The sequence below is a fragment of the Clostridioides mangenotii TR genome (genome assembly GCF_000498755.1).
In the GTDB taxonomy this organism is placed as follows: Bacteria; Bacillota; Clostridia; order Peptostreptococcales; family Peptostreptococcaceae; genus Metaclostridioides; species Metaclostridioides mangenotii_A.
On sequence record NZ_AXUS01000025.1, the window covers coordinates 33,467 to 45,627 of the forward strand.

The 12,161-nt window shown below is 30.4% G+C and carries 18 protein-coding genes and 1 pseudogene; 18 read left to right on the forward strand and 1 reads right to left on the reverse strand.

The genetic code is table 11. The features are described 5' to 3' along the window. The 11 genes and pseudogenes from T473_RS0112515 to T473_RS0112570 all read left to right on the forward strand — a co-directional run bounded on the left by T473_RS0112515 (window position 1) and on the right by T473_RS0112570 (window position 7,109). Window positions 1-228, forward strand: coding sequence for a helix-turn-helix domain-containing protein (locus T473_RS0112515; protein WP_024622207.1), 228 nt, complete (start codon window positions 1-3; stop codon window positions 226-228). After that, complete coding sequence (locus T473_RS0112520; RefSeq protein WP_024622208.1) at window positions 200-463, forward strand: hypothetical protein; 264 nt, start codon at window positions 200-202, stop codon at window positions 461-463. The genes T473_RS0112515 and T473_RS0112520 overlap by 29 nt, the downstream gene beginning before the upstream one ends. After that, window positions 456-1,355: a phage recombination protein Bet gene (gene bet, locus T473_RS16835; protein ID WP_024622209.1), complete on the forward strand. Its 900-nt coding sequence runs from the start codon at window positions 456-458 to the stop codon at window positions 1,353-1,355. Before T473_RS0112520 ends, bet begins: the two co-directional genes overlap by 8 nt. Before the next feature lie 15 nt (window positions 1,356-1,370). Beyond that, entirely contained in the window at window positions 1,371-2,387 is a 1,017-nt protein-coding gene (locus tag T473_RS17390) for a helix-turn-helix domain-containing protein (protein ID WP_024622210.1), read from the forward strand. Between the two features lie 26 nt (window positions 2,388-2,413). Then, window positions 2,414-2,785: a hypothetical protein gene (locus T473_RS0112535; protein ID WP_024622211.1), complete on the forward strand. Its 372-nt coding sequence runs from the start codon at window positions 2,414-2,416 to the stop codon at window positions 2,783-2,785. Between the two features lie 12 nt (window positions 2,786-2,797). After that, entirely contained in the window at window positions 2,798-2,935 is a 138-nt protein-coding gene (locus T473_RS18570; protein WP_161627563.1) for a hypothetical protein, read from the forward strand. Beyond that, window positions 2,916-3,134, forward strand: coding sequence for a hypothetical protein (locus T473_RS0112545; protein WP_024622212.1), 219 nt, complete (start codon window positions 2,916-2,918; stop codon window positions 3,132-3,134). The genes T473_RS18570 and T473_RS0112545 overlap by 20 nt, the downstream gene beginning before the upstream one ends. A 472-nt stretch (window positions 3,135-3,606) precedes the next feature. Beyond that, window positions 3,607-3,882: pseudogene (locus T473_RS16845) on the forward strand (RusA family crossover junction endodeoxyribonuclease); the annotation flags it as partial. A gap of 10 nt (window positions 3,883-3,892) precedes the next feature. Then, window positions 3,893-4,384 (forward strand): hypothetical protein, encoded by a 492-nt coding sequence (locus T473_RS0112560; protein WP_024622214.1) that lies wholly within the window; start codon window positions 3,893-3,895, stop codon window positions 4,382-4,384. Between the two features lie 96 nt (window positions 4,385-4,480). Then, on the forward strand, window positions 4,481-5,911 hold the full coding sequence (locus tag T473_RS0112565; protein ID WP_024622215.1) for a metallophosphoesterase: 1,431 nt from the start codon (window positions 4,481-4,483) through the stop codon (window positions 5,909-5,911). A 958-nt stretch (window positions 5,912-6,869) separates the two neighbouring features. Further along, complete coding sequence (locus T473_RS0112570; RefSeq protein ID WP_024622216.1) at window positions 6,870-7,109, forward strand: hypothetical protein; 240 nt, start codon at window positions 6,870-6,872, stop codon at window positions 7,107-7,109. Here the strand turns inward: T473_RS0112570 and T473_RS0112575 are convergent. Continuing rightward, a complete protein-coding gene (locus T473_RS0112575; protein ID WP_024622217.1) occupies window positions 7,093-7,623 on the reverse strand; it encodes a hypothetical protein in 531 nt (176 codons plus the stop codon). The two genes, T473_RS0112570 and T473_RS0112575, sit on opposite strands and share 17 nt — an antisense overlap. 101 nt (window positions 7,624-7,724) lie before the next feature. Between T473_RS0112575 and T473_RS19455 the strand changes: the two genes are divergently transcribed. From T473_RS19455 to T473_RS0112615, 7 genes are all read left to right on the forward strand, one after another. Further along, on the forward strand, window positions 7,725-7,847 hold the full coding sequence (locus T473_RS19455) for a hypothetical protein (protein ID WP_278246367.1): 123 nt from the start codon (window positions 7,725-7,727) through the stop codon (window positions 7,845-7,847). Window positions 7,848-7,854: 7 nt separating this feature from the next. After that, the gene (locus T473_RS19460; RefSeq protein WP_278246368.1) at window positions 7,855-7,983 is read left to right on the forward strand and encodes a hypothetical protein; all 129 of its coding nucleotides are present in this window, start codon (window positions 7,855-7,857) and stop codon (window positions 7,981-7,983) included. A 264-nt stretch (window positions 7,984-8,247) separates the two neighbouring features. Further along, window positions 8,248-8,571, forward strand: a complete 324-nt coding sequence (locus T473_RS0112595) for an HNH endonuclease (protein ID WP_038300619.1) — start codon at window positions 8,248-8,250, stop codon at window positions 8,569-8,571. 119 nt (window positions 8,572-8,690) lie between these two features. Next, window positions 8,691-9,011 (forward strand): P27 family phage terminase small subunit, encoded by a 321-nt coding sequence (locus tag T473_RS0112600; protein ID WP_024622219.1) that lies wholly within the window; start codon window positions 8,691-8,693, stop codon window positions 9,009-9,011. Then, window positions 9,001-10,656 (forward strand): terminase TerL endonuclease subunit, encoded by a 1,656-nt coding sequence (locus T473_RS0112605; RefSeq protein WP_200865897.1) that lies wholly within the window; start codon window positions 9,001-9,003, stop codon window positions 10,654-10,656. Before T473_RS0112600 ends, T473_RS0112605 begins: the two co-directional genes overlap by 11 nt. 16 nt (window positions 10,657-10,672) lie before the next feature. Continuing rightward, complete coding sequence (locus T473_RS0112610; protein ID WP_024622221.1) at window positions 10,673-11,890, forward strand: phage portal protein; 1,218 nt, start codon at window positions 10,673-10,675, stop codon at window positions 11,888-11,890. Further along, a partial coding sequence (locus T473_RS0112615; RefSeq protein WP_024622222.1) for an ATP-dependent Clp protease proteolytic subunit occupies window positions 11,877-12,161 on the forward strand: 285 nt, incomplete at its 3' end. The genes T473_RS0112610 and T473_RS0112615, both read left to right, overlap by 14 nt.

Genomic DNA, 12,161 nt, shown 5'->3' on the forward strand with positions numbered 1-12,161 from the left:
ATGGAAATAGCAGTAGGTTTAAAGAGAATTTTAAAAGAAAAAGGCGTTACTGCCTATAAGATATCTAAGGATTTAAATATAAATGAAAGTTTGATATATCAAATTTTAAGAGGAGAAGTAAAAAATCCAAGGGTATTAACACTAAAAAAAATAGCTGATTACTTAGAAGTATCAGTAGATGAATTGGTGTGTGATATAGATGCATATAAAAAAAATATTAGAAAATAGATTGTTAGAAGCAAAGTTTTTCAAATGTGAAGGAACAGAGGCGGAATACAGACAAGGATATTGCAAAGCATTAGACTCATTTATCATCAAACATGAAGAAGGTTGGACACTGGAAGAATTAAAGACACATCTAAAAGAAATAGAAAACAAAGGATATTACGGAAGTTACATAGATGGATTTACAAGTTGTTTTAAATACTTAATAAAGGAAATGGAGGGGGCAAAGAATGAGTAATCAATTAACGAAGAGTAATGCCTTATCACTAGCAGAATTTACATTAGAGGGTGGTCAAAGATTATCAGCGGAGACAGTAAAGAACTACCTAGGTGGTCAGAATGCTACAGATCAAGAAGTTTTAATGTTTCTAGAGTTATGTAAGGCACAGAACTTAAATCCTTTTGTAAGGGATGCTTACTTAGTTAAATTCGGAAGCCAACAAGCTCAAATTATAGTTGGTAAGGATGTATTTATAAAAAGGGCATATGATAATCCTAACTTTAACGGAATGAAAGCAGGAGTAGTTGTAATAGATAAAAACGGTGAATTAAAAGAGCGTGAAGGAGCTTTAAAGTTACCAGGTGAGGAATTAGTTGCAGGATGGTGTGATGTGTATTTAAAGGACAAAGATTTCCCTGTAAGGGCTGTTCCTAGTTTTGAAGAATACGCTCAGAAAAAATCAGATGGAAAATTAAATAATATGTGGTCAAATAAAGGCGCAACAATGATACGAAAAGTAGCGCAGTCACAAGCATTAAGAGAGGCATTTCCAAAAGAACTTAGAGGTTTATACCAAGAAGAAGAAATGGGAGTTAATAAAAAATTACCTGAGAAACCTATAGAAGTTGGAAAAGCAAGTACTGGACAGAAACAAGGAATATTAAAACTTGCAAGTATGAAAGGTTTGTACAGCTATGACAATATAAAAGATACATCTAAGTTAGAAGAGTTTTGCAGTAGTAACGGATTTGATTTACAAGAGTTAAAGTTTGAAGAAGTGGACGAGCTGCTAGATATACTTAGCAAATATGAACCAAAGGAAACAGACAATCCAATAATAGATGCTGATTTTACAGAGGTAGAAGAAAAAGAAGATACAGCACAACAAGCTAGTTTTACAGAATTATAAAAGTAGGTGGTGGGATTGAGCGAAAAGACAGAAGTAAAGATCGAAAACAATAGCATATTAAGCAATGGATATGGCTTAATCCCACAGATGGTGGCAAGAGATAAGACCATATCCATAGGAGCAAAAGGTTTATATAGCTATTTGTCTAGCATGGCAGGAGCAAATGGGACATGCTATCCATCAAGAGACATAATTACTCATGAGCTTAGTATAGGTAAAAATACATTTACAAAATATTTAAATGAATTAAAGGATAGAGGATATATAAAAGTATCTCAAAGAAGAGCTGGCAAAGGCAAGATGTATAACAACGTTTATGAGATTGTATTCGATAAAAGTTACATAAACAACATGTGGATAACTGAACCGTGTACCAAAAATAGTGACACGGATAATATAGGAGAAATACCTCCGTGTACCAAAAATAGTGACACGGTTGAAAAGATTGAAAACACTACAGTTGAACCGTGTACCAAAAAAGAGGACACGGAAGAAACATTGGAATTTCAACATTCGACACCGTGTCCCTATTTACCGTACACCGTTAATGAGGACAGTAATAGTAACAGTATTAATATTAATAAACCTTATATGTATATAGGAGAAGAAGAAAATAAAACTGTGAATAAAAATATAGCAGAGTTTGCAAGGCTATATGAGCAAAACATAGCACCTATATATCCAGCAACAAGAGATTGGCTTATAGAGACATCTAATGAAATAGATTTACCTTTGTTTAGAAGAGCAATAGAAATTTGTGTGGAGAAAGAAGCGACACAATTAGCGTATCTTAAAGGCGTATTAAGAAAATGGAGTATACGAGATATAACTACATATGAACAATTGCAGGCTTATGAAACTGAGCATAGGAAGCAAAAAGAAGCTAAGACAAAGAAAACAAATAATGCTAAAGAATCAAATTATAAACCTAAAAAGACAGGCTTCCATAACTTTGAGGAATCATTTAAACAATATTCATCAGATGAACTGGACGAGATCATTAGGAAGAGCCAAAGAGAAAAGTTTAAATAGTAGGGGGACAACCCCTCTAGAAAGGAATGATTAACATTACAAAATTTGAGAAGAAAACATGTCACAGCATAATATCGGCGATTGACGAAAGTATTTACGAAGCAGGGATTTTAAATAAAAAAGAATTACAAGAGTATATAGATTTTAATTTCAATGCTGAGCCTACAAAGTACAAAAATTTAAAAGATATGAAAGAGTATATATTTAACAGTATTTTGAAAAAGAGGTTCTTATATGTTGAAAATATAGAGACAGGAGAACTCAAACAGTATAGAAACTATAAAGAAATATCACAGGATATAGGTATTACACCTTGTCGTGTTAGCAGCTATTTAAGTAATGGAAGTTTATTTAATAATACATATTTGTTTATGACTAGTGGAAAAATAAGAACTTGAGGTGAATTTTAAATGGAATTAAGTGATTTAAGTATATTGATAGATAGAACTTTAGATCTATGGCTTATTCAAGGTTACAGTAAATGGGAAGCGTTTAATAAGGCTGAGAGGGATTTGAAAGGAGAACTTTATGATTATTATAGCAACTAGAATATTACTTGTCTTTATAGGGATAGGGGCGTTAATTTCTATGTTCTGCCTTGGACGTTGGTCAGGACAAATGAGGTTTTATAAAAAACACAATGAGATAGTTTCAAAAAATAAAAGACTTAAAAGAGACAATGAGTATTTTCGAAGTCAATTAGGGCTGAATAATTTAACTGAGGATGATATAGGGAAGAGGGATTAAAAGATATAATCAATTGAAGTTGAAAATTAATATAATAAATACTGTAAGCTRTTTTTGACTTTGTTTAAATAACAAATATAGGTTGAGTATATTCAAACAATCTATCTGAAGGAGGATTGTGGAATGTTTAGACAAATACCTTGTGAATATGATCATGTACATGATTACACAAGGACACCTGTCACAGAGACAGAACGTAGGGGAAGAGATAAAGTTATTATATATTATRACGTATATTTCTGTGAGTCATGTGGTTGTACATTTARAATARTCACAGACTTAAAAKCAAAGAAAGACCACTATAAATGGATTTAGTTGGCTTATAGAAGGTACTTTTGTTCAAATAATAAGTACCTTCTAAAATATAAGCAACTAAGAGGGGGAACTATTGAAAGTAGAATTTACAGTACCAGGAGAGTGTGTCAGCAAGGACAGGCCAAGATTCCATAATTGACATGCTCGAACTACAGATAAAACGAGATACTTTGAGCAGTCAATTAAGTATTTGTATGGTAAGAGACATTATTTTGATGGATTAATTAAAGTAAGTATAGATATTTATTCAAAAAAACCTAAGAAACCAAGCTATTTAAGACCGACAAAGAAAGATATAGACAACATGGTTAAGGCTGTATTAGATGGATTGAATGGTAAAGCATTCAAAGATGATAGGTACATATGCGAGTTACACGCTAGTAAGCAATATAGTGATGAAGCAAGGATAGAGGTTACTATAGAAGATTTATAGGAGTGATGTTATGGCTAACGATTTAGAAAAAGATTGTATAAAGTTTACAGAAAAATTGCTAAAAGGATATAGGGGATTAAAACTACATTTGGAAGAATTAAAAAAGCTTAAAGAAACTTTAAAGTGTGATTATACAACACAAGCTATTACATATGACAAAGTAAAAGTATCTCCAACTAATAAGATATATAAAGAGGTTGAGGAAGAGGTTATAAGAACTTTAAGTAAGATAGAGGAATTAGAAAAGGAGATTGAAGAGGAAAGTAGTTTAATAACTAAAATAGATAGATCTATAAATAATTTAAGTCCAATACATAAAGAAATAATAGAGTATAAGTATATAGATGCTTTAAGTTGGGATGAAATAATAGATAAAACTAGATATAGCGAAAGATCATTGAAATACAAGAGAAGTGAATCAGTTAAAAGTATAGCCATAGCATTGTTTGGAAGTAAGGTTTTTAGTGAAGAAGAACCTAGCTTATTTGATTTAATGAATTAATAACTTTATATATATTTATTCGACATAATAATACAAATTAGATATACTTTTAAATATGTCAAATTTTACAAGGTAATAATCAGGAGGTTTTAAGTAATGAAAAAAATATTAATGATATGTTTAGTAGTATTATCTGTTTTCTTAATATCAGGTTGTAGTACTGACAAAGAAGAAATAAACTTATTAGCCACTACTGATTTACATGGAGAGATACCCTATGAGCTATCTTCATATGTAAAGAATGAGTTTAAAAAAGATAAAAATTTAACATTGGTTGATGCTGGTGACTTTTTTGATTCTGACAGTAATAGTGGCGATATGGAGAAATACTTTTATAAAAGGAGTGAAAGCCCTGATACATACATAGAAGTTCCTATTGCAAAAGAGATGAAAAATGTTGGGTATGATGCAGTAGTACTTGGAAATCATGAGTTTGTGTCAAATAATAAGTTTTACTTAGATAATATTATATCAGACTTTGAAAAACAGGGTCTAAAAGTCTTATCAGCAAATACATATGAAAAAGGCGGTGCTAGTTATACAGATCCATATATTATAAAAGAAATTCAAACATCAAATGGTATTGTAAAATTAGGGATTTTAGGGCTTACAGTAAAAGAAGTTGGTGAAAGACAATCTAGAGTAGATGATGGAACACGAGATGGGAAATTAGTAAAAAATAAGTCTAGAGAATTAAAAGATCAGCCAGAATATGAGGGCAAATTATATATGAATGATTTAGTAAAAGATGCAAACAAATGGGTTGGTAGAATGAAAGAAGATAAGGCTGATATTATAGTAGCAGTTGTTCATTCAGGTGAAAAACCTAAGAAACCAAGAAATCCAGGTAATAGAATACAAGATTTAGCACGTGAGGTAGAAGGAATAGATGCTATAGTTGCAGGCCATACACATAAACAAATCACTCAACATAATTATAAAAATAAGTCTGGGGAAAATGTAATAGTTACACAACCAGGTAAGCATGGAGAATGTATATCTAAAATAAACTTTCAACTAGAAAAGAAAAATAATGAATGGAATGTAGTAAAAAAAACTAGTGATTTAACAAAATTTGATTTAAGTTATTTACAAAAAGAAGATGAAACCTTTGGATTGTTGTCGATGGCGTTATATGAAATTGATGATAAAGTTAAAGAGGCCAGATTGTCAGAAATAACACCATTTAAATGGGATAAGGCATTTGTATTTGCTCCAGAAACACCAAGAGAAGTAATTTATAAAAAAGTTGGTTACGAATGGAGAAATATAACTGAAACTGAAGGCACAGAGATGACACAAATAGTATTTATAAAAGATAATAAACCTGTGTTTTATTTATACGGTAATATAAATGATATTGGGATAGATATAAATCTTAATAAGTCTGAGTACAAAGATAATGTAGCTACAATTACTTCTGGAGACAATGATAAATTTAGCATTGAGAAAGAAGAAGTTATAAGAGTAATTAATGGTTATAATTATGAAAATACTGTTACACATTTAAAACAAATAGAAAAATAGTACATATTAGATTTATAAAAATAATTGCATTTTTATTGCCTGTTTCATATAAAAAAACATGAAATAATTGTATTATGGAAAGATTGTCCATAACAATTAAATAGTTACTGGTTAGCTTAAGTTAAAGGGACTTGTCTAACCAGTATATTAGAAGTTAAGGGAGAGCCTTAATAGGCTCCGAATTATTTCACGATAGCAAGTTATCTAAAATTATTGTAAGTAATTATGGTAAATTTACTTAAAAAGAAGGAATTTTTATATTTTGATAGAACCAATAGTTAATGGATGTACCTCACTCAATATGCAAGTAATAAAAAAAAAAGCTCGACTCCTACAACTTGCTGCCGTTTTACTCCTTATTATAATATAATAAAAAAAGACTTAGATTAGTTTCTAGGTCTTTTTGTTGCAACTTATAATGTATATATTACTTTAAGGAAAGACTATTTCCTTAATAATTTATAAATATATAAAAAAACAATTATATTAAGGAATATTAATACGACAAATGACAGAACGGTTAATTTCATGCTAATCACAACTACCTTCTTATTAAAATATTTATTTTTATTATACCTAAAATTTAATTAAAAGTTACAAATTTATATAATAATTTATTATACAAACAAATAAGACAATTGTATTGTGGAAATATTATCCTTACAATTAAATATTTACTGGCTAGATTAAGTTAAAGGGACTTGTCTATCTAGTAATAAGCAAGTAGTGGTTCTGTGGGTTCGATTCCTGCAATTTGCACCTCCTTATGATTTTATTATAGATAGTGGGTGAGACTGGTAAACTCGCCCTAACGTGTGAAGTGTAGTATTAATCTATGTGCAACTCATACACTTCGCCCAACAATTATATTTTGTATTCATTTTAGCCAATGGATGCAACTCCTTAGACTTAGATTAGTTTCTAGGTCTTATTTTTTAATAATTAGCGAGGTGATAGAATGGAAATAAATGAAAAAACTGAACTACAGCAAGATACTATAGTTCAGCATAAACATAATTTATTAATAACAAATTCAGATAATATTAATGGTGCAAAATTATCTTTAACATTAGATAAAAATATAATAGGTAAGGATCCTATTGAATTTAAAAATCATATATCTAATTGTTATAAAAAATGTATTAAAGAACTTGATTACATAATTAAAAATGATGATTTCTTTAAGAATTTGCTTTAATTAAACCTATTGACTTAATTAAAACTTCCTGAGTTGACTCTCTAATTGCTTCTTCATTAAACTCTTTTGAGTAATACGCTTTGTCGTTCATTAGCTTAGAGTCAAGTTCTCCTAATAAATCAGCTTTAAAATCTTTGCTCATAGGTGGATTTTTTGAAATTGCGTGCACTATTTTAATATCGCAAGTATCTTCGACTTTAAGCTTAAATCCAATTACAGTTGGTTGGTAAATACCGTATATTTTATCTTCTTTAAATTCTAAGAAACAACAGCTAAAAACGCCCATAAGAGGTTCAATTTTACCGTTTACAATTTCGTGAGTAGCTTTGTATGAAGTTTTTGGATAATATTCTTTTATTATATCAAATACTGACTCAATAATACTTTTCGTTTTTATGGTTAGAGTTTCTTTAGATTTTGTTAGCGCTGCTTTTTCTGCGTTCATTATTTGTATTTGCATTTCTTTTTGAAGTCCATCATTAGACATTTGTTTTAATTTTTCTTCGAAGTTCATTATGATCACCTCCTTTCAATTAGATTTTATCATAACACTGGGAAATATTAACATCCATAAATTAAAATATACAAATTATTATAACTATATAAGGAGCAAGAATGAATAAAAAGAAAGTTTGGGTTGATGCTGGGCTTATTGGCATGACTATAGATTTACCTAATAAGGAACTAAGAGAGATAAGCAAGAACATGAGGAAGATACCAAAGAGTCCAAAGGTGTAGAGTATAAATGATAAAGGCAATAAGTATAATGACTAATCTAGCATATAAACTTGGGCATATGCAAATTAAGATTATAAAGGTATTTATAATAAAAATATTAAATGTTGTTGAGGTGTTTATAGATGAAAAAGAATAAACCTAATTTAGTTAAGATTTTTAGGAATAAAACATATAAAGAGATAGCATCAACATTATACAAGGATGTTTTAAGAACTTTACTGAAAATACATTTTCTTATTATTACTTTTGCAATTATGTAGCTGAAGCAGTAACTATGTTTTATAAAGGTAAACAACTGACTAAAGAACAATCAGACGAAATAAATGTACATATATCTAATATGATTCAGGAATTAATTATAACAAATCATAAAGATTTCTAATGAAAGGTAGGTGATCCAATGAACTTAATGACACCTGACTTACTAATAAAGATTAAGTCTTTCCTAAGTATTAATAAGAACTATAGACCTTATCAGTTAAAGGAATGGAAGATACTTCGTATGGCTGCACTCAAGAGGGATAACAATGAGTGTCAAGACTGTAAGAGTGTTGGTAAGTTCTCTCATGCTAAGGAAGTACATCACATTAAAGATAAACGAGTTCGACCTGATCTCTTCCTTGATCTTAATAACTTAATATGTTTATGCAAGGACTGTCATAACAAGAGACATGATAGGTTAAAAATGAACAAACCCAAATTTGAGAACGTTGAGAGATGGTAATCAACTAACTCCCCCGGGTCAAATCAAATGGAAGTTTATTTGGGGAACTTAGCAACGGGGAGGGGGCATTTAAATATAAATAAATATTTTTATCATGCGCGCGCGAGGGAGGTGAAATTATGGCTGCTAATAAGGAAAATAAGATATTAAAAACTAGAGAGAAAATAGAAAAGGCTTTAATAGACCAGCTCGAAAAGAAAGGGCAATACAAAGAGCCTTTTGCCGATTTAGTTCAAAGGTATATGAAAATGTGGGATACTACTATCGCATTGGAACAAAATGTTGAAGAATATGGAGTCATGTTTGATACCGAACGGGGCGTAAAGAAAAATGATGCAGTAAACCAATTAATGCAGATGAACAAACAGATGCTTATACTGCTAGATAAGTTAAATATAACAACTGATAAAGTCAAGGCAGATGATGGATGTGATATCTAAAAAGAAACTTTATGAAAAAATAAATTGTTCATATATTACTGAATGGATTGATATTGTTGACTCCGAAAAATATCCAGTGAGTAACGAAATAAAACAATTAAATGAATTATTAAAATTAAAGTTTGAAAAGCAGGATATTTATGTAGATATAGAAAAAGTTGAGGGAGTTATCGAATTAATTGAAAGATATAGGCCCTATGAATTAACACCAGTACAAAAGTTTTTACATTCAATACCATATATTTTCTTTAAAGATGGTAGAACTGTTTTTCGTAAGATCTTTATATACTGTGGTCGTGGTTTTGGGAAAAATTCATGGATATCTGATTTAACTTTTGGACTAACTTCAAATAAAAATGGAATACGAAACTATAACGTAGACATGGTTGCAACAAGTGAGGATCAAGCACAAACTAGTTTTAATGATATATATGAGACGATTGGAGAGCATTCAAAGCTACAAGGTGCATATTACAGAAGCAAGGAGTTAATAAAGTTTAAAAAAACTAATTCAGAGATTAAATATTATACTTCAAATGCGAAAACTAAAGATGGCCTTAGACCTGGTGCTGTGGTATTTGATGAAATACATGCATATGAGGACTACGAAAATATAAAGGTATTTACATCGGCATTAGGTAAAGTTAAACATGCTAGAATATTCTACATAACAACAGATGGAAATACAAGGGGATCTGTGCTAGATGATATGAAAGAAGAAGGAAGACAAGTTTTAAGAGAAAAAGATATAAATTCTCGTATGTTTCCTTTTATGGCTTCTATAAATAAATATGAAGAATGGAGCGATCCTAAATGTTGGATAAAGGCAAATCCAATGCTTCCGTATTTACCGGATTTACAAGATGAATACGAGGAATCATACAAAGATGCCTTAAAGAATCCACAACTCAAAATGGAATTTTTACTTAAGAGACTTAACTATCAAATAGAAGATGTAACAACTGCAGTTGCAAATTGGGAGGAAATTAAGGCAACAGATCAAGAGTTTCTAGACTTTTCAGGATGTGAATGTGTAGGAGGTATAGACTACGCAAGTGTAAGAGATTTTATAGGAGTTGGCCTTCTATTTAAAAAAGATAGTAAATATTATTTCAAGCACCATACGTTTATAGTTGCTGAAAGTTTGAGATTAGCTGAATATAAGATAGATTTAGATGTGGCCAAAGAAAAAGGTCTAGTTACAATCATACCAGGTAACACTATGAACGAAGAATATATATCAGAATGGTTTTTAAAAGAGATACAAGAAAATAATTATAGACTTATAAATATAGGCTGTGATGATTATAGAGCTGCTATTCTAAGAAAAGATTTTGAGGAAAAAGGATTACCAATTGAAACAGTAAGAAATGGTCCTATTACTCATGGTAAATTAGCTCCTGTAATTGAGCAGGGTTTTGCTAATCATAATATCGTTTTTGGTGATGATATGATGATGAGGTGGTATACAAATAATGTAAAAGTAGTTACAAATAGTAAAGGAAATAAAACATACGAGAAAATAGAACCACAAAGGCGTAAAACAGATGGATTTATGGCATTTATACACGCTATGGCATTAAGAGAGCAAATTTCTGTAAATACATTTACATATAATAAGAAACTTAAGACTTATACTTACTAAGAAAGAAGGTGAATAAGTGGGATTTTTAAATAATTTATTTAAACGGACATCTTTTCAAAGACCCAAAATCGCAACTACAAACAGTACACTGATGATAACAGCTGAAACAAGCTATAAAGAATATGCTCTAGCTATTTGTATGAATAAAATAGCAAATGCTTTAACTCAGTGTAACTTTGAGACTTATGTTAAAAAAGAAAAAGTAAAAGACAGTATTTGGTATAGCTTTAACATAGAACCAAATGAAAATCAGAACGCATCAGATTTTTGGAATGAAGTTGTATTTTATATGGTTACGAATCCCCAGGGTTGTTTGGTAATACAAGACAGCAAAGGGGAATTTTTAGTTGCAGACAGTTATACCCTAGAGGAATCTTCAATTTTAGGGAATATTTACACAGATGTAATGGTAGGCGACTATACTTTCTCTAAGAAATTTAAAGAAAGCGAAGTTTTAAGATTTAAGCTTAACAATTCTAGCGTGAACTCTTATATTGAGAGTGTTTACAGTAGTTATGGGAAGCTAATTACATCTTCCATAAAAAACTACAACAGAAACAACAGTAAAAAAATATTCTTAAAAATAGGAACTACGTTTGAACAGTTGAAAACAAGAATTGTGGATGAAGAAACAGGAGAAACCGAATATGATACAACCTTAGACGATATTTTTAAGAATAGGATGAGGGGATATTTCTCTGAAAATGATTCTGTAACACCTCTAGAAGATGGACTTGAGATAGTAGAAGGCGGATCAACTTCACAAACTCAATCTAGCAAAAAGACAAACGGACAGACAACAGAGGATATAAGAAAGTTATTTGACGATATTCTAAATATTTGCGCTGATGCTCTTAATATACCTAGAGGACTTTTAAAAGGTGATGTGGCAGATGTAGAGGCTATGACAGATAACTTTATCACCTTTAGTATAAACCCGTTTGTATCCATAATTGAGAGAGAATCTAATAGGAAATTATATGGTAAAGACGATATATTAAAAGGATCTAAAATGAAAGTTAAGACGAATACAATTAAAGGATATGATCCTCTTAAACTTGCTTCAAGTGCAGAGGCTTTATATAGAATAGGAGCTGTTAATGCCAACTGGGTTAGAGAAATGTTAAGAGAAGAAGAGATATTGGAGGATTGGGCTAATATGTACATGATAACTAAAAACTATCAAGAAATATCAAATTATTTGAAGGGTGGTGATAACAATGAAAATGGATAAAAAAATTGATGTAAGATGCGAGATTAACGAAAAATCAGATACGGAGGTAGATTTTCTTTTATATGGCCCTATTATGAACTCTAAATCGTGGATGTATGACGAAGATGAATACACATGCCCACAACAAGTTATTGATGTAATCAATAAGGCTAATGGTAAACAGATAAATCTACACATTAATAGTTATGGTGGCGACGTATTTGCGGGGATTGCTATATGCAATCAATTAAAAAATTATGAAGSWAGTAGCGTTTTACCTGTTCCTGGAGGA

Bases quoted from the DNA above. Each gene is read 5' to 3' on its own strand.
- T473_RS0112600 (WP_024622219.1), top strand. From the start codon at position 8,691: ATGGCTGCTAATAAGGAAAATAAGATATTAAAAACTAGAGAGAAAATA.
- T473_RS0112570 (WP_024622216.1), top strand. From the start codon at position 6,870: ATGGAAATAAATGAAAAAACTGAACTACAGCAAGATACTATAGTTCAG.
- T473_RS0112560 (WP_024622214.1), top strand. From the start codon at position 3,893: ATGGCTAACGATTTAGAAAAAGATTGTATAAAGTTTACAGAAAAATTG.
- T473_RS0112535 (WP_024622211.1), top strand. From the start codon at position 2,414: ATGATTAACATTACAAAATTTGAGAAGAAAACATGTCACAGCATAATA.
- T473_RS0112515 (WP_024622207.1), top strand. From the start codon at position 1: ATGGAAATAGCAGTAGGTTTAAAGAGAATTTTAAAAGAAAAAGGCGTT.
- T473_RS0112545 (WP_024622212.1), top strand. From the start codon at position 2,916: ATGATTATTATAGCAACTAGAATATTACTTGTCTTTATAGGGATAGGG.
- T473_RS19455 (WP_278246367.1), top strand. From the start codon at position 7,725: ATGAATAAAAAGAAAGTTTGGGTTGATGCTGGGCTTATTGGCATGACT.
- T473_RS0112575 (WP_024622217.1), bottom strand. From the start codon at position 7,623: ATGAACTTCGAAGAAAAATTAAAACAAATGTCTAATGATGGACTTCAA.
- T473_RS0112595 (WP_038300619.1), top strand. From the start codon at position 8,248: ATGAACTTAATGACACCTGACTTACTAATAAAGATTAAGTCTTTCCTA.
- bet (WP_024622209.1), top strand. From the start codon at position 456: ATGAGTAATCAATTAACGAAGAGTAATGCCTTATCACTAGCAGAATTT.
- T473_RS0112565 (WP_024622215.1), top strand. From the start codon at position 4,481: ATGAAAAAAATATTAATGATATGTTTAGTAGTATTATCTGTTTTCTTA.
- T473_RS0112520 (WP_024622208.1), top strand. From the start codon at position 200: ATGCATATAAAAAAAATATTAGAAAATAGATTGTTAGAAGCAAAGTTT.
- T473_RS18570 (WP_161627563.1), top strand. From the start codon at position 2,798: ATGGAATTAAGTGATTTAAGTATATTGATAGATAGAACTTTAGATCTA.
- T473_RS19460 (WP_278246368.1), top strand. From the start codon at position 7,855: ATGATAAAGGCAATAAGTATAATGACTAATCTAGCATATAAACTTGGG.